At 75.4% G+C, this 16,831-nt stretch carries 13 protein-coding genes and 1 pseudogene; 10 read left to right on the top strand and 4 right to left on the bottom strand.

Features of this window, described 5'->3' with window-relative positions; translation table 11 throughout:
- Window positions 1–14 precede the first annotated feature (14 nt).
- Window positions 15–1,742: a hypothetical protein gene (locus ACTT8P_RS12885; RefSeq protein WP_442831743.1), complete on the bottom strand. Its 1,728-nt coding sequence runs from the start codon at window positions 1,740–1,742 to the stop codon at window positions 15–17.
- Window positions 1,743–1,779: 37 nt separating this feature from the next.
- A complete protein-coding gene (locus ACTT8P_RS12880; protein ID WP_361166858.1) occupies window positions 1,780–1,974 on the bottom strand; it encodes a hypothetical protein in 195 nt (64 codons plus the stop codon).
- 276 nt (window positions 1,975–2,250) lie between these two features.
- Here ACTT8P_RS12880 and ACTT8P_RS12875 point away from each other — a divergent pair, with 276 nt between their 5' ends.
- From ACTT8P_RS12875 to ACTT8P_RS12850, 6 genes are all read left to right on the top strand, one after another.
- Window positions 2,251–2,643, top strand: a complete 393-nt coding sequence (locus ACTT8P_RS12875) for an ankyrin repeat domain-containing protein (protein WP_442831742.1) — start codon at window positions 2,251–2,253, stop codon at window positions 2,641–2,643.
- 269 nt (window positions 2,644–2,912) lie between these two features.
- Window positions 2,913–4,331 (top strand): HEAT repeat domain-containing protein, encoded by a 1,419-nt coding sequence (locus ACTT8P_RS12870; RefSeq protein ID WP_442831741.1) that lies wholly within the window; start codon window positions 2,913–2,915, stop codon window positions 4,329–4,331.
- A 230-nt stretch (window positions 4,332–4,561) separates the two neighbouring features.
- A complete protein-coding gene (locus ACTT8P_RS12865; RefSeq protein ID WP_442831740.1) occupies window positions 4,562–5,689 on the top strand; it encodes a glycosyltransferase family 4 protein in 1,128 nt (375 codons plus the stop codon).
- On the top strand, window positions 5,686–6,084 hold the full coding sequence (locus ACTT8P_RS12860) for a hypothetical protein (protein ID WP_442831739.1): 399 nt from the start codon (window positions 5,686–5,688) through the stop codon (window positions 6,082–6,084). The genes ACTT8P_RS12865 and ACTT8P_RS12860 overlap by 4 nt, the downstream gene beginning before the upstream one ends.
- A complete protein-coding gene (locus ACTT8P_RS12855) occupies window positions 6,081–7,232 on the top strand; it encodes a glycosyltransferase (RefSeq protein ID WP_442831738.1) in 1,152 nt (383 codons plus the stop codon). Before ACTT8P_RS12860 ends, ACTT8P_RS12855 begins: the two co-directional genes overlap by 4 nt.
- Window positions 7,229–8,086, top strand: a complete 858-nt coding sequence (locus ACTT8P_RS12850) for an SGNH/GDSL hydrolase family protein (RefSeq protein WP_442831737.1) — start codon at window positions 7,229–7,231, stop codon at window positions 8,084–8,086. Before ACTT8P_RS12855 ends, ACTT8P_RS12850 begins: the two co-directional genes overlap by 4 nt.
- A 35-nt stretch (window positions 8,087–8,121) precedes the next feature.
- Here the strand turns inward: ACTT8P_RS12850 and ACTT8P_RS12845 are convergent, their stop codons facing one another.
- Both ACTT8P_RS12845 and ACTT8P_RS12840 read right to left on the bottom strand, forming a co-directional pair.
- Window positions 8,122–8,955, bottom strand: a complete 834-nt coding sequence (locus ACTT8P_RS12845) for a putative hydro-lyase (protein WP_442831736.1) — start codon at window positions 8,953–8,955, stop codon at window positions 8,122–8,124.
- Window positions 8,952–10,274: an MFS transporter gene (locus ACTT8P_RS12840; protein WP_442831735.1), complete on the bottom strand. Its 1,323-nt coding sequence runs from the start codon at window positions 10,272–10,274 to the stop codon at window positions 8,952–8,954. The genes ACTT8P_RS12845 and ACTT8P_RS12840 overlap by 4 nt, the downstream gene beginning before the upstream one ends.
- Before the next feature lie 155 nt (window positions 10,275–10,429).
- On the opposite strand from ACTT8P_RS12840, the gene ACTT8P_RS12835 reads away from it, so the two are divergent.
- The 4 genes and pseudogenes from ACTT8P_RS12835 to ACTT8P_RS12820 form a co-directional block, all read left to right on the top strand.
- On the top strand, window positions 10,430–11,125 hold the full coding sequence (locus tag ACTT8P_RS12835) for a GntR family transcriptional regulator (RefSeq protein ID WP_442831734.1): 696 nt from the start codon (window positions 10,430–10,432) through the stop codon (window positions 11,123–11,125).
- A 113-nt stretch (window positions 11,126–11,238) separates the two neighbouring features.
- Entirely contained in the window at window positions 11,239–12,765 is a 1,527-nt protein-coding gene (locus ACTT8P_RS12830; RefSeq protein WP_442831733.1) for a hypothetical protein, read from the top strand.
- 250 nt (window positions 12,766–13,015) lie between these two features.
- A complete protein-coding gene (locus tag ACTT8P_RS12825; RefSeq protein WP_442831732.1) occupies window positions 13,016–13,897 on the top strand; it encodes a hypothetical protein in 882 nt (293 codons plus the stop codon).
- 42 nt (window positions 13,898–13,939) lie between these two features.
- Window positions 13,940–16,831: pseudogene (locus tag ACTT8P_RS12820) on the top strand (hypothetical protein); the annotation flags it as partial.

Genomic DNA, 16,831 nt, shown 5'->3' with positions numbered 1-16,831 from the left:
GTCGCGGGTTTCGGCTACGGCTTGATGAGCGTGGGCACCGACTTCTTCTCGGGCTGCTGTTCCACCGCCGTCTCCGTCTCCGTGTCCCTCTCCCCCTCCCTGTCCCTCTCCTTCTCCTTCTCCTTCTTCCTCTCTTCCTCGGGCCCCGTGAGGGTCGGGACCGGCTCCGGCTTCGGGGTGGTCTCCGGCTCGTCGCCCGGGACGTCGGGCACGTGCTCCCCGTCGGCCGGGGTGGTGCGCGGCGGGAGCAGTTCCAGGACGCCCTGCCGGTGGGTGTCGTCGGCGTCGTCGTCGTACGGGTCCGGGGTGGCCGGCACCTGGAGGCGGAGCACCGGGCCGGTGCCCAGCCGGGCGTAGCCGCGGCCGGGCGGCACCTGGTCGACCGGCGTGGTCCCCGGGGGAGCGCCGAGCGCCGCCGCCAGTTCGTCCGGGCCGGCCGCGCCGAGCACCACCCGGGCGCGGGTGTGCTGCCGTACCGGGTCGCCGAGCGCGTCGAGGGCGTCCAGCTGGTCGGCCACCACCACCGTCACGTGCGCGGCCCGGCCGTGCCGGAGCGGCACCTGGAGCAGGGCCTGCGGATCCCCCCGGCCGTCCGCGCCGGCCAGGTGCGTGAAGGCGCTCGGCCGGTCCAGCAGCAGCCACAGCGGCCGCCGGGTGTCCTCGGGCGGCGGCTGCCCCTCCTGCCGGGCCCGGTTGACGGCGATCAGCCGGCGTTCGGTCTCCTGCGCGGCCCACTCCAGGCTGGTCAGTACCCCGGTGAGGCCGCACTCGACGGCCAGCACGCCGTCCCGGCCGGTCAGACAGGCGTACTCGCCGGTGCCGCCGCCGTCGACGATCACCAGATCGCCGCCGTGGTGCAGGGCCTGGAGGGCGACGGAACGCAGCAGCGTGGAGGTGCCGGTGCCCGGCCGGCCGAGGACCAGCAGATGCGGCTCGGTGGAGCGCACGCCGGTGCGCCAGACGACCGGGGGCACGTCGCGCCGCTCCGCGCCGTGGGTGAGCGGGAGGGTGCGCTGGACCCGGGTGGGGTCGGTGAAGCCGAGCACCGTCTCGCCGGGCGCGGTGACGAAGCGCTGGGCGGCGAGGTCGGTGGGCAGCGGCGGCAGCACGGTGAGAGTGAGGTGGTTGGCCTCCTCGTCCCAGCCGAAGCGGTACTCGCGGCCGCGGCCCGCCTTCGCGGTGAGCAGGTGTTCGATCCGGGCCCGGGCGGCGGCCTCGCCGTCGGTGAAGTGCGCCGGGTAGTGCACCACCAGGTGCGCGAGGCGGCCGTCGGCGTCGAACTCGTGGACCGGGAACGCCTTCTCCCACGAGCCGCCGTGGGCGTACAGCGGGTCGGGGTCCTCGGCGAGCGAGAAGTAGGGGACCAGGGCCTCGTAGAGCGAGGTCAGCCGCCGGGTCCGGGCGTCGTCGGGTCCGTCGGGCCCGGACGGGACGCGGTCGCGGCCCTGCCAGGCCGCCGCCGCCATCAGCGCGACGGCGGCGAGCAGCGGGCCGTACGGCATCAGGGCCACGACCAGGACGACCGAGGCCACCAGGAAGAGCAGCGCGCCGCGCCGGTCCTTGGGGGTCTCGGTCCACCTGCGCCGCGCGGCCGCGGCGAGCCGGCCGAGGCCGCGGCCGATCATGATCAGCGGCTGGAGGACGTCGGTGGCGCTGCCGGCCGCCGTCCGGGCCAGCTCCCGGCTCCGGGCCAGCTGCGCGCCACCGTTGCTCAGAATGCGGGGGAGGGGGCGCCGGGCCACTGCTGCCTCCTGGAAGTGCGGACAGGGACGGGAACGGTCAGAACTTGAAGCCGCCGAGGAGACCGGCGAGGCTCTCCCCGCCCGCCTTGATGCTCGGGGCGATGGCGGTGCTCGACAGGTAGAAGCCGAACAGCATGGCCACCACGGCGTGCGACCCCTTCAGGCCGTCCTTGCGGAAGTAGATGAAGACGACGACGCCGAGCAGGACCACGCCTGAGATCGAGAGGATCATGTGAGTTCTCCTGGTTCGCGGGGACAGTCACCATGAGTACTTCCAGGATCACAGCATGTATCTATACGATTAAAGGTGCAACCGGGTGAAAAACGGCCGTTTTACCCCGCGTGGCGGACCGTCTCCCGGGTCCGCCCGGCCGTGGTGATCTTTACCTCGGGTGCCCCGGGCCATGTGTCCTACGAGCCAGTACCCTGGCGATTCACTCGTACGGGCCGCCCCGCTCGCGGCCACGCGCGTACGGACCCACGAACGTCTGAGAGAGGTGGTCCCGCCATGAGCGAAACCCCCGACCCGGAGGTCGTCGAGCTGGCGACCAAGATCTTCGACCTGGCCCGGCAGGGGCAGACCGAGCCCCTCGTGGCCTACGTCGACGCGGGTGTCCCGGTCAACCTCACCAATGACCGCGGCGACTCCCTGGTGATGCTCGCGGCCTACCACGGCCACGCCGGCACGGTCCGCGCCCTGCTGGCCCGCGGCGCCGAGGCCGACCGGATCAACGACCGGGGCCAGACGCCGCTCGCCGGAGCCGTCTTCAAGGGTGAGACCGACGTCATCAAGGCCCTCCTGGAGGCCGGCGCCGACCCCGCGGCGGGCACCCCCTCGGCCGTCGACACGGCCCGCATGTTCGACCGCAAGGAACTGCTGGAACTCTTCGGCGCGCGGTGACGCACCGCCACCGCCGATATTTCGGTCGCGGCGGGACGAAGCGCCGGGTCATCATGACGACGTGGTTCACGGACGTGACGGCTGGGCAGGTGTTGCCGCACCGCGCGGACCGTGCCCCGGTCCGCAAGGGCCACCGACGAGAGGCAGAGGAAAATGGTCTTCGGCAAGCAAGAGACGGCGGGCGCTCCGACGTGTTGTCGCGCGGCCAGGTAAACGCGTGCTCACCCGGTTGCGTCGACGCTTGATGTCTTGATGTGAGGCTGTTTCCCATGTTCGATCCGGTCATAGCGCCCAGCGGTACGCTGCTCGGCCTGCTCCAGCGGGGACGCGGCGACGGCACGCTGCACGCGCTCACCGCGCCGCGCGCGGAGGCGCTCGCGGCCCTGCACCACTGCGTGCTGCGGGACCCACGCCACGACTGGCAGGTGGAGAACCGCTCCCTCTACTACGCCCGCCTCTTCCTCGACCTCGACGGCGAGCTGACCGCGGTCGAGGCCCATCTCTTCGACACCGAGGACGTCCTGGACCCCGAGGAGTCGCGCACCGGCCTCGCCCTGGCGTTCCTCGGGCACCTCGCCTCCTACGGCCGGCGGGACGCCCTCGAACTGCTGCGCAGGTACGCCGCCCGCGGCGCCAACTGGGCCTGGGCGCTGGACGAACTGGCGCTGCGGGACGACGACGCGGGGCTGCGCGCCCTGGCCGAGCCCGTGCTGGCGCGCTTTCCCGCCGACCCCGAGGGCGAGGCCGAGCTGGCCGCCGCCGTGCGGGACGCCTTCGAACCCAGGCCCTGGCGGCTGTGGGCCGAGGACGCCCGCGAACCGATCGCCGCGCGGGTGCGGGCCGCCCAGGAGGCCGGCTGCTTCGACCGCTGGCAGCGGCAGCTGCGGCCGGCCGGACCCCGCCCAGGCTGGAGCGTGGCCGCCGTCTTCGACTGGGCCCAGCAGGGGCTGGAGCGCGGCGCCGCCCTCCATGTGCCCGCCGCGCGGTGCCTCACCGCCGTGGCCGGCCCCGAGGACCGGCCGGAGATCGTCGAGGCCGCCCGGTCCGGCACCGAGGGCGCCCGCTGCACCGCCCTGCGCTATCTCGCCGACACCGACGACCCCGCCGCCCTCGACCTGATCGAGCACGCCGTGGCCACCGGTACCACGGGGGTCGTAGAGGCCGCCGTCGACGCGTTCGAACGCATGCGGGGCGACGACGTGGTGGACCGGGCCCGCGGCTGGGTCCACCGTCCCGACGAGCTCGGCGCCGCCGCCGGCCGGGTACTGGCCTGCCGGGGCTGCGCGGCCGACCGGGACCTGGTGCTGGCCGCGCTGCGCGAGGCGGTACGGGGCGAGGGCCCCGACGCGCCGACCCTGTGGACCCTCGTCGACGGCGCCGGCCGGCTCGGCATCGCCTGCGCCGCCCCGGTCCTGCGGCACATCTACCGCGAGACCGCCTCCTCCCACCTGCGCGGCCGGGCCGCCCGGGCGCTGGCCGCCACTGACCCGTCCTTCCCGGCCGGGTTCGCCGTGGAGTGCCTGTGGGACTGCGAGGAGACCACCCGCGAACTCGCCGCCCGGCACGCGGAGACCGGCGACAACCGGGTCGTCGAACGGCTGCGTCGGCTCGCCGCCGACCCGGCCGAGGAGGCCGAGGTGCAGACCGCCGTACGCAGCCGGATCGGACCGGACGCGTCCGCGGTGTGAGGGTTGCGCCGCCCGTCGGGCGAGCGGGGAGCGCGCGGGCGCCCAGGGGGTGCGCGAGCCCGGCCGGGGCGGACCTGCGCGCGCCGGATGAACGAGGGATGACCCGCGGGTCAGGCGCGCGTGGACGTGGCCCGACCTGCCCGGGTGGGCAGTCCAACGCTCATGGGCCGTTCCTCGGCCGGAAAGATCGACGTTGACGCGACCACGTCCAGCCCGGCGACAACACGGATATGCGTGTCGTCATCGTGACCGAGTCCTTTCCCCCCGATGTGAACGGCGTGGCCCACTGCGCGCTCCAGACCGCCCGGCACCTCGTCGACAGCGGTCACGCTCCCCTCGTCGTCGCCCCCGCGCCCGCTCCCGGCACCCGGCCCGACCCCTTCGCCCCGTGCCCCGTCGTCCACGTCCCCTCCCTCCCGCTGCCCGGCTACCCCCAGGTCCGCGTCGCCCTCCCCAGCCGCCGCGTCGCCGCCGCCATCGCCGCCCACCGCGCGGACATCGTCCACCTGGCCAGCCCCTTCGTCCTCGGCGTCCGCGGCATGGCCACCGCCGCCCGGCTCGGTGTGCCCGCCGTGGCCGTCTACCAGACCGACCTCGCCGGCTACGCCCGTACGTACATGGGGGCCGGCGAGGCGGCGGCCTGGCGGCGCATCCGCTCCGTGCACTCCGCCGCCGACCTCACCCTCGCCCCCTCCAGCGCCGCCCTGCACGACCTGGAGACGCACGGCGTGCCCCGGGTCCGGCTCTGGCCGCGCGGCGTGGACACCGTCCGCTTCCGCCCCGAGCTGCGCGACGAGGCACTGCGCCGCGCACTCGCCCCGAACGGCGAGCTGATCGTCGGCTACGTCGGCCGGCTCGCCCCCGAGAAGCAGGTCGAGCTGCTGGCCGGGGCCTGCGCCCTGGACGGCGTACGCGTCGTCATCGTCGGCGACGGGCCCAGCCGGGCCGGACTGGAACAGGCCCTGCCCGGCGCCGTCTTCCTCGGCCGCCGCACCGGCGACGACCTGGCCCGGTTCTTCGCCTCCCTGGACGTCTTCGCCCACACCGGCCCCTTCGAGACCTTCTGTCAGACCGTGCAGGAGGCCATGGCCAGCGGGGTCCCCGTCGTCGCACCCGCCGCGGGCGGCCCGCTGGACCTGGTGGACCACGGCCGCACCGGACTGCTGGTGCCGCCCCGGGACGCCGACGCCGTACGCGACGCGGTGGCCGCCCTGGCCGCCGGCCCCGCGCTGCGCGCCGCCTTCGGGACCGCCGGACGGGCGGCCGTCGAGGGGCGCACCTGGGCGGCCGTCGGTGACCGGCTGATCGGGCACTACACGGACGTCCTCGCCGGACGGAAGGCGGTGCTGGCGGCGTGAGCGGCTTTGGTTTCGTCTTGGATCAGGTCCGCGTCGGGGTGCGGGCCGCTGGACGGGTGGCTGATGCCGGTCGGCCGGTCGGCCGCCGCGTCGGTGTCCCGCGCTGGATGGAAGGCGGTGCTGGAGGCGTGAGCGGCTTCGGTTTCGTCATGGATCAGGACCGCGCCGGGGTGCGGGCCGCTGGACGGGTGGCTGATGCCGGTCGGCCGGTCGGCCGCCGCGTCGGTGTCCCGCGCTGGATGGAAGGCGGTGCTGGAGGCGTGAGCGGCTTCGGTTTCGTCATGGATCAGGACCGCGCCGGGGTGCGTGCCGCAGGACGGGCGGTGGACGCCGGCGTGGTGGCCGACCGCCGCGTCGGTGTCCGCGCCGGGCGGAAGGCGGTGGCCACCGCATGAGCGCCCTCCGGATCGTCCGGCTCGCCAACTTCGTCGCCCCCGCCTCCGGGGGCCTGCGCACCGCCCTGCGGGAGCTGGGCAAGGGGTACCTCGCCGCCGGGCACGAGCCCGTCCTCGTCGTCCCCGGCGAGCGCGCGAGCGACCAGGAGACCGAGCAGGGCCGGGTGATCACCGTGCCCGGACCGCTGCTGCCCGGCACCGGCGGCTACCGCGTCCTCACCGACCGGCGGCGGGTCGCCGCGCTCCTCGCGGACCTCGCCCCCGACCGCCTGGAGGTGTCCGACCGCACCACCCTGCGCTGGACCGGCAAGTGGGCCCGGCGGGCCCGGATCCCCGCCGTGATGGTCTCCCACGAGACCGCCGACGGCGTGCTGCGCACCTGGGGCCTGTCCGAGGCCGCGGCCCGCCGCGCCGCCGACGCGCTCAACACCCGTACCGCGCACACGTACGCGCGCGTGGTGTGCACCACCGAGTTCGCCGAACGGGAGTTCCTGCGGATCGGGGCCCGCAACGTCGTACGCGCCCCCCTGGGCGTCGATCTCGTCGCCCGGCACCCGGGGCTGCGGGACGCGCGGGTGCGGGCGCGGTACGCGGGCGGCGCCGGGACGCTGCTAGTGATGTGCTCCCGGCTGTCCGTGGAGAAGCGGCCCGGGACCGCCCTGGACGCCCTGGAGGCGCTGGGCCGGCGCGGCCGGCGGGCGGTGCTCGTGGTGGCCGGGGACGGCCCGCTGCGCGGCCGGCTCGAACAGCGGGCCCGCGAGCGGCGGCTGCCCGTCGACTTCCTCGGCCACGTGGGCGACCGCGGGCTGCTCGGCGCGCTCCAGGCGTCCGCCGATGTGTGCCTGGCGCCCGGACCGGCGGAGACGTTCGGACTGGCCGCGCTGGAGGCGATGGCGTGCGGCACCCCCGTGGTGGCCAGCGCCTCGTCCGCGCTGCCCGAGGTGATCGGCACCGCCGGGGCGGTCGCCGCCGATCACGGGGAGGCGTTCGCCAATGCCGTGGAGCTGCTGGTGGCGCGTGCGGAGCCGGGGCGGCGGGTGGCGGCACGCGCGCGTGCGGAGTGTTTCGGCTGGGGGACGGCGGTTGCCGGGTTCCTGGCGGCGCACGATGTGCCGGTGCCGGCACCTGTGCACCGGGGTGCGGCATGAGGCCGCCGCGGTACGTGGCGCTCGGCGACTCGCTGACCGAGGGGGTGGGCGACCCCGTCGACGGCCGCTGGCGCGGCTGGGCGGCGCTGCTCGCCGGCTCCCTCGCCGGGGAGTCCGAGCGGCCGGTGGAGTTCCGCAACCTCGCGGTCAGCGGGGCGCAGTCCCGGGACGTGCTGGAGGCGCAGCTGCCCGCCGGGCTGGCGCTGCGGCCGGACCTGGTCTCCGTCGTGATCGGCGTCAACGACACCCTGCGCTGCACCTTCGACATCCGCGCGGTGGCCGCCCGGCTGGACGAGGTGTACGGCGCGTTCAGCGCCCAGGGCGCCGTCCTCCTCACCGCCTGTCTGCCCGACCCCGGCACCATGCTCGGGCTGCCGGGCGCGCTGGCCCGGCCGCTGGCCCGGCGGCAACGGGCCGTCAACGCCGTGGTGCACGCGCTGTCCGAGCGGTACGGCGCCCTGCACCTGCACGCCGGCGAGGGCGACTGGATCACCGACCGCGCGATGTGGAGCGCGGACCGGCTGCACCCCGGCGAGCGGGGGCACCGGCAACTGGCCGTACGCGCCCACGCGCTGCTCGCCGGGCACGGACTCGCGCGGGGGCCGGCGCCCTCGGCCGAGCCCGGTTCCCCGGCACCCACCCGGTCGGCGAGCCTGTGGTGGCTGGCCACCGCCGGCACCGGCTGGGTGGCCCGGCGCTCCACCGACCTGCTGCCGCAACTGCTCACCCTGGCCGCCGCCGAACTGCGCCACCGCGCGCGCGGCACGAGCGCCCGGCTCGACCTGCGCGCCTCGGCGGCGGTGTCGGCGGCCCTGGCGGCCTTGTCGGTCACCGACCGCAGGGAGGCCGCCTGAGGCCGCCTGAGGCCGACGCGGCGCCCGCCAAGAGGTCACACCACGCGGTACTGCTCGTCGCGGGCGTCCGTGACGAGCATCTGCCCCGGCGCGTGCGTGATCGCGAACGGCGGACGCGACGCCATCACCGCCGCCTGCGGGGTCACCCCGCACGCCCAGAACACCGGGATGTCGTCCGGCTCCCGGTCCACCGCGTCACCGAACTCGGGCCGCTCCAGGTCCGCGATGCCGAGCGCCGACGGGTCGCCGCAGTGCACCGGGCCGCCGTGCACCGCCGGGAGCAGACTCGTCTCCCGGATCGCCGCCGACAGGTATCGCGGCGGTACCGGGCGCATGGACACCACCATCGGACCGTGCAGCCGCCCGGCCGGACGGCACTGCCGCCCGGTGACGTACATCGGCACGTTGCGGCCCTGCTCGACGTGGCGGATCGGGACGCCGGCCCGGGACAGCGCCGACTCGAAGGTGAAGCTGCACCCGATGAGGAACGACACCAGGTCGTCCCGCCAGTGCGCCCGCACCTCCGTCGGCTCCGCCACCAACTCCCCGTCCCGCCACACCCGGTAGCGCGGCAGGTCGGTACGGAGATCGGCGCCGTCGGCCAGCCCGGTCGTCCACGATCCGGCGTCCGTCACGTCCAGCACCGGGCACGGCTTCGGGTTGCGGGTGCAGAACAACAGCATGTCGTAGGCCCAGTCGGCCGGTACGGAGATCAGATTGGCCTGGGTGCGACCGGCCGCGACCCCGGCCGTGGGGCCGGCCAGCCCCTCCCGGAACCGGGCCCGGGCCGCTTCCGGCCGCCACGCGCCCGCGCGGTCGTCGACGAGCGTGACCGCCCGGTCCTCCGTCACCTGGTGCGTGCCGTTCATGCCAGCTCCTTCCCGCGCGTCTCGGGCAGTCCGAGCAGCGCCGCCGCCGCGATGCCGTAGCCGATCGCGCCGAAGACCAGCGCGCCGCCCACGCCCCAGCTGTCGGCCAGGAAGCCGACCGTCGTGGGGAAGACGGCGCCCACCGCCCGTCCGGTGTTGTACGTGAATCCCTGGCCGGTGCCGCGCACCGCCGTCGGGTACAGCTCGGCCAGGTAGGAGCCGAAGCCGCTGAAGATCGCCGACATGCAGAACCCGAGCGGGAAGCCCAGCACCAGCAGGAGGGTGTCGGCGCCGGCCGGAATGTTGGCGTACGCCAGGACGCAGACGGCCGACAGCAGGGCGAACAGCCAGATGTTGCGCCGGCGCCCCAGCCGGTCGGTGAGGTAACCGCCGGTCAGATAGCCGATGAAGGCGCCCGAGATCAGGAACGTCAGATAGCCGCCGGTGCCGACCACCGACAGACCGCGCTCGTCCTTCAGGTACGTCGGCACCCAGGTGGCCAGCGTGTAGTAGCCGCCCTGGACACCGGTGGACAGCAGCCCGGCGAAGACCGTGGTCCGCAGCAGCCCGGGGGCGCCGGCCGTGCCCCGCGCGAAGATCGCCCGGAACGAGCCCTTCCGGGTGCTCTGTTCGCGCGCGGCGACGGACTCGGGGGCGTCGTGCACACTGCGCCGCACCCACAGGACGAGCAGCGCGGGCAGCGCGCCGGTCCAGAACATGATCCGCCAGGCCAGCGCGTCGTCGGCCACCGAGAACACCACCGTGTACACGATCGCGGCCAGCGCCCAGCCCACCGCCCAGGAACTCTGGATCGCGCCCAGGGTGCGGCCCCGGTGTTTCGCGCTCGCGTACTCGGCCACCAGGATCGCGCCGACCGCCCACTCGCCGCCGAAACCGAGCCCCTGGAGGGCCCGGAAGACCAGCAGCGTCCCGTAGTTGGGCGCGAAACCGCAGGCCACCGTGAACACGGCGTACGTGAGCACCGTGAGCAGCAGCGCCTTGACCCGGCCGATCCGGTCCGCCAGTACGCCGGCGAGCGCCCCGCCGACCGCCGAGACGACCAGCGTGACGGTGGTGAACAGCCCGGTCTGGCCGCTGTCCAGGCCGAAGTACGCGGCCAGCGCGACCATGCTCAGCGGCAGCGTGAAGTAGTCGTAGGAGTCGAGGGCGTAGCCGCCGAACGCGCCGGCGAAGGCGCGGCGGCCGCGCGGGCCGAGGGCGCGCAGCCAGGCCAGGGCGCCGTCGTCGGAGCCGCCCGGGCCGCTGTCGGGGTGCGGGACGACGGTGAGCGGGGCCTGCGGTGGAGGGGTTGTGCTCATGGGGCACCTCGCAGAAGGAGGACGGAGGGTGCGTGCTGATGAGCCGAGGTCCGGTGTCGAGGTCCGGTACCGATGGCAGGTACCGTAGAGGATCGTTCAACGATCCCTCAATACCCCTGTTGTTTCGTTCTTGTGTCTGAGGTTGAATTCCGGGCATGGCAGAGCAGCTGGCGCAACTCGCCGACGACCGCGCCCTCCTGGGGCGCACCAGTACCGCCGAGCGGGTCTCGGACATCCTCCGGAGCCGGATCGCCGACGGATTCTTCCCACCCGGCACCCGGCTGTCCGAGGACAGCATCGGCGGCGCGCTCGGGATCTCCCGCAACACCCTGCGGGAGGCGTTCCGGCTGCTCACCCATGAGCGGCTGCTGGTGCACGAGCTGAACCGCGGCGTCTTCGTCCGGGTGCTGACCGTCGACGACGTCGAGGACATCTACCGCACCCGCTCCCTGGTCGAGTGCGCGGTGGTCCGCGGTCTCGACGAGCCGCCGTACGCGCTCGCCGGCCTCGCCACGGCCGTCGAGGACGGGCGGCGGGCGGCCGAGGAAGGCGACTGGAAACGGGTGGGCACCGCCAACATCCACTTCCACCAGGCGCTGGTGGCCCTCGCGGGCAGCGAGCGCACCGACGAGGTGATGCGCAGCGTCTTCGCCGAACTGCGGCTCGCCTTCCACGTCGTGGACGATCCGCGCCGCCTGCACGAGCCGTACATCGCCCGCAACCGCGAGGTCCTCCAGGCCCTTGAGATGGGTGACCGGGAGGGCGCCGAGCGGCTCCTCGCCGCGTACCTGTCGACCTCGCTGGAGCGGGTGCTCGAGGTGTACCGGCGGCGGGTCGGCGAGGACGGCTGACCGGGCCGGGGCCGGCGCCGGGGGCCGCCCCGGCCGGTCCGCGGCAGCCCCCTGGCAGGGGACGTCTGCGGTCGTTTGGGCCGATGTCAGACCTAGGACCTAGTCTGTGCACCGTGACTTCGCCTGCATCGACGGACAGCGCTCCGCCCCAGCTCAGCGCGGGGCCGCGCCCCGCGACGGGCCCGGCCGCCGACGAGGGGCTGGCGCGGCGGCTGCGCGCCCTGGCCTGCACCGCCCCGCTGCACGACCTGGACGCCCGCAAGGCCAACTTGGCCGGCGAGTACTCGGTCTACGGCATGGCGGAGGTGGCCCTCGCCGCCATCGACCTGGTCACCCTGAACATGGACTTCGACACGGGCGCCGACCACGACCAGATAGTGGCCCGGCTCGTCCCGCGCGTCGCCGCCCAGACCCCCGGCCGCCCCGTCGCCGAGCACGAGCGGGTGGCCCGCTGGGTCCTGGAGAACCTGATCAACGTCGGCAGCGTCGACCGCGGCTTCCGCGCCGTCTACGGCACATTCGAGCCGGACGGCAGCTATGTGCGCCGCGACTACGACTTCAAGCTGATCGAGGAGGTCCCGGGCCCCGGCGGCACGGTGTACCTGCGCACCACCGACGAGGCGGTCAACGTCCTGGTCGGCGCCCTGGACACCGACGTCACCAGCGCCCAGATCGCCGCCGAGGTGAAACTGGAGGTGCTGATCAGCCGCGGCCGGCTGGCCGACGCCCAGCTCGCCGCCGAGCAGGCCCGCTACCGCACCGTGCAGTACTCGGAGACGCTGCGCCGCGCCCTGGACGCCACCCGGCGCAATGTGCGGGCGGTGGACTGGCTGGAAGCCGTCCCCGACATGATCGCCGAGGCCCTGGACCACGTGGCGGACCGGTACCGCCACGAGAACGCGATCCTCACCAACATCCGCAAGGCCCGCGACGAGTCCGAGGAGCTGGAGCACAAGCGGCGCGCCGCCGAGCTGGTCGACATCGTCAAGGACTGCATCCGCCGCCACACCCAGCTCCAGTCCCGACTCCTCGAAGCGGGCCCGCTGTTCCGCGCCGAACAGGACCGGCAGGCGTTCGCCACCCCCCTCACCTCCTCCGGCACCGACCTCTACGGCCACCTCCTCGCCCCCGTCCTGCCGCTGCCCGTGGAGCGGGCGCTGCGCGTCACCGACGCCTTCTTCGCCCACGGCACCGGGCTGCGCACGCCCGTCTCGGTCCGGGTCGGCGACCTCGTCGACCTGCTGCTGACCCCGCCCGTCGAGCGGGAGCACCTGGGCGTCGAGATGCCCGAGCCCGACCTGATCGCCACCCCGGACGACAGCCGCTTCAGCGAGGCGCAGCTGGCGGCGGCCAAGGACCTGCTCGACCTGCCGCACGACGCGCCGCGCCGGCTCTCCGGGCTGCTCGCCGAGGCCCGCCGCCGCGACCCCGAACTGCCCTACCTGGTCGCCCTGCTCGCGGTGCACGCCGCCAGTCCGCCGGTCGGCACCGCCTACCGGCAGGGCGAGGGAAAGCTGCTGTTCGCCGTCGACGACGGCACGGAGCTGGACGACCCAGAGTTCGGCGGCGCCGACCTCGTCGTCGGCACCGCCCTGCTGGACGCGGCCGGCATGACGGCGGCCCGGACGGAGGCGGCGTGACCAGTGGGCGCCCAGCAGATGGGCGGGGCATCGGTCGTGACGGGTGTGGTGTCGGGCCGGCCGGTGCCGGGACGGCTGGCCGGGTCGTGCGGGGCATCGGTCGTAACCAGCGCGGGACCGGGCCGGCCGGCACCGGGACGACTCGCCGGGGTGTGCTGGGCAACGGCCGTGACCGGCGCGGCGCCGGACCGGACGGCACCGGCACCGGCACGACCACGGACAAACGCAAGCGCAGCGAGGAGTACCGACCGTGACCGAGCCCGTCGACTGGAGCGAAGCCGAGCCGGCCGCCGCCGAGAGGGCGCCCGCCGTCACCCCCGCCGACGCCGCCGACGCGGCCCGGCTGGTCGCCTTCGGCCTCCAGCCCAAGCTGCTGCCGGCCCGCGACCAGGAGTACGCCGACCTGCTGCGCCGCTACCGCGAGGACCCGCCGTTCGCCCGGCTCGCCGACGCCGTGGCGACCGGCCTCGGCCTGATCGTCCTGGAGGTGTCCGCCCGCGCGGGCATGGCCGTGACCGCCGCCGAGGACTCGGTGTTCGCCGTCCGCATGGGCGACTACGCGCGCCGCGCCGCCACCGACTCCGCCGACCGCTTCCTGCACGGCCTGGCCCACCTGGCCGTCGCCGCACTGGCCTTCCCGCGCCCCGAGGACCTCGCCGACGACGGCTACATCGGCCGCGTCACGGTCAACGGCGTGGACGGCTTCGTCCGCCAGGCCTGCCGCCGCCTGGAGGAGCGCGCCGCCGAACAGGGCGAGAACACCGACCCGGTCAGCGACGCCCCCGGCCTGGAATCCGCCTGGCGGATCTGGGTCCGGCGCAGCGCCACCGGCGCCACCAAGGACGCCCGCCGGCTGCCCGGCTCGACCACCGGCATCGTTGCCAAGGCCGTCGCCTTCCTCACCGACTCCGGCTTCCTCCAGCGCACCGGCGACGACCACGGCGGCACCTACCGCACCACCGCCCGCTACCAGCTCCAGGTCCGCGACCTGGCCGGCAGCGCCGCCCTGACCGAACTGCTGGAGCTGGGCGTCGTCCCCGTCACCGACGGCACCCCGACCCTGCTGCCCGCCGAGGACACCGACGACCTGGACCTGGTCGCCGACGCCGGCCTGCCGTTCCACTCCGCCTGAGCCCCCACCGACCGACCTCACGAAGACTGCCGAGAGTCCGCCATGTACGAGCTGTCCCGGGTCCGCCTCTACTCCATCGGTCCCGCCGGTGCGCGCTACGCCGACACCGTGCTTGACCTGCGCGGGGTGGGCGAGACCGTGCCCGACCCGGCGCCCACGCAGGCGGAGTTCTTCGAGGAGGAGCCGGTCGGCCCGCCGCGCCGCCCGGCCCCCGCCGGCGTGCTCTTCCTGGAGAACGGCGGCGGCAAGTCGGTCCTGCTCAAGCTCATCTTCTCGGTGATGCTGCCGGGCCACCGCAACACCCTGGGCGGCGCCAGCTCCGGCGTACTGCGCAAGTTCCTGCTCGCCGACGACTGCGGACACGTGGCCCTGGAGTGGCAGCACGTCCTGACCGGCGAGTGCGTCGTGGTCGGCAAGGTCAGCGAGTGGCGGGGCCGCCAGGTCTCGGGCGACCCGCGGAAGTTCGCCGAGGCCTGGTACTCCTTCCGGCCCGGCCCCGGACTGACCCTGGACAACCTCCCGGTCGCCGAGTCCACCGCCGTCCGCCCGCCCGTCGAGGGCGCCTCCGGCGCGCAGGGCCGACGCCGCACCATGAAGGGCTTCCGGGACGCCCTGACCGAGGCCGGCAAGGCGTACCCGCACCTGGAGGTGCACTGGGAGGAGATCCACGACCGCTGGATCGAACACCTCGGCGACCTCGGCCTGGACCCCGAACTCTTCCGCTACCAGCGGGAGATGAACGCCGACGAGGGCGAGGCGGCCGGCCTCTTCGCGGTCAAGAAGGACGCCGACTTCACCGACCTGCTGCTGCGCGCCGTCACCGACACCCGGGACACCGACGGACTCGCCGACCTGGTCAGCGGCTTCGGCAACAAGCTGGGCCGACGCGCCGAACTGATCGCCGAACGCGACTTCACGGCCGGCTCCGTCGACCTGCTCGGCCGGATCGTCGAAGCCACCGGGGCCCGCGCCCTGGCCCGCGACATCCACACCGCCGCCGAGCGCCGCACCCGTACCCTGGCCCGCCGGCTCGCCGCCCGCGGCACCCGCGAGCGGGCCCGCGCCGGGGACCTCGCCCAGCGGGTCACCACCGCCGCCCAGGCCGTCACCCACGCCGAGTCGGCCCGCGAGCGCAGCGCCCTGGTCGCCGCCGAACTCGCCTACCGGCACGCCTCGCTGGCCCTGGCCGCCGCCGAGAAGTCCGCCGCCGCGCAGAAACGGGAACTGGCCGACGCCCGCACCCTGCACTCCGCCTGGCAGGCCGCCGAGGCGGTACTGCGGCACCGCGTGGCCACCGACCGGGTCTCCCGCGTCTCCGCCGCCATCCAGGAGGCCGAACGGGACGCCGCGCCCGCGCTCGCCGCCCGCGCCAAGGCCGCCGTCGACCTGGTCCGCGCCCTGCACGCGGCGGCCGGCAAGGCCGAGGACCGGGCCAACGAGGAGGAGGAGCGGTCCGCCGCCCTCCAGGACACCGGCGACGCCGCCCACCAGGACGCCACCGCCGCCGCCACCGAGGCCCAGCGCGCCCGCAGCGAGGCCGGCCACCTGCGCCAGCGGCTGACCGAGGTCGAGCAGGAGACCGCCGAGGCGGTCCGGGCCGGCTGGCTCGACGACAGCACGCCCGACGCCGACCCGGCCCGCGCCGCCCTCGCCGCCAGCGACGCCGAGAAGACCACCGTCGCCGCCTGGGACACCGCCCGGGAGGCCGCCCGCCAGGCCACCGAGCAGGCCCGCGAGGCGGCCGCCGCCGAGAGCCGCGCCGAACTGACCGCGGCCCGCGCGGCCGACGCCGCCACCGCCGCCCGGTCGGCCCGCGACGCCGAACACCGCACGGCCGGCGCCCTGGCGGCCGAGGAACGCCTCGCCGACCTGCTCGGCCTGGCCTCCGCGACCGGCGGGGCCACCGCCCGCCCCGGTATCCCGGGGCCCCGCCGGGACCGGCCGAGCACCGGCCCCGACAGCGACGGCACCGACGCACCGTCCGGCCCGCCCGCCCCGGGCGACACCCCCCTCACCCCCGAGCAGCTCGACCGCTTCGCCGACGAGTTGGGCGAGCTCCTCGACACCTCCGTCTCCGCCGCCGAACGCCAGCTCTTCGACCTGCGCACCGCCGCCGCCGACGACGCCCGCATCCTCGGCGCGCTCGGCGACGGCGGACTGCTGCCGCCCGGCCCGGACGTACTGGCCACCGTCGAGTTCCTCGGCGAGCACGGCATCCCCGCCCTGCCCGGCTGGCGCTACCTCGCCCAGGCCGTCGACCCCGCCGACCACGCCCGGGTGCTCGCCGCCCGGCCCGAGCTGGTCGACGGCGTCATCATCACCGACCCCGCCTCGCACGCCCGGGCCCGCGCCGCCCTCGGTGACGCCGCCCTGCTGCCGCGCTCCGCCGTCGCCGTCGGCACCGCCGCCGCACTGCTCGCCCCCACCCCGGCCGAGAGCGCCGGCGACGAGGGCGTCTTCCTCGTACCGCCGAACCCCGCCATGCACGACGAGTACGCCGCCGACGAGGAGCGGCAGGCGCTGCGCGCCCGGGCGACCGAGCGGGACGAGGAGATCCGGGCGCTGGCCGCCCGGCTCGGCAAGGACCGGGAACTGGCCGCGCGGCTCGCCTCCTGGCGCACCGGCTGCCCGGCCGGCCGGCTCACCGAGCTGGTGCGGACCGCCGCGGAGGCGGACGCCTTCGCCGCCGAGTGCGAGGCCGAACTGGCCGAGGCCCGCACCGTACGCGCGGAGGCCGACCAGGCCGCCGCCGAGGCCGTCCACGTACGCGACGAACGGCAGGAGGCCGCCCAGAAGGCCCGCCGCGCCGCCGACGCCCTCGCCGGACTCGCCTTCCGGTTGCGCGAACGCGCCGGCTGGGGGGCCCGGCTGCGCGAACTGGCCGACGAGGCGGCCGAGGCCGAGGCCCGCGCCCAGGTCTGCCTGGAGCGGGCC

Origin of the sequence: Streptomyces sp. JW3 (assembly GCF_052216785.1) — a bacterium.
Classification (GTDB): domain Bacteria; phylum Actinomycetota; class Actinomycetes; order Streptomycetales; family Streptomycetaceae; genus Streptomyces.
Note: the sequence above shows the minus strand (reverse complement) of the source record. Positions and strands in the feature narration are given on the sequence as shown.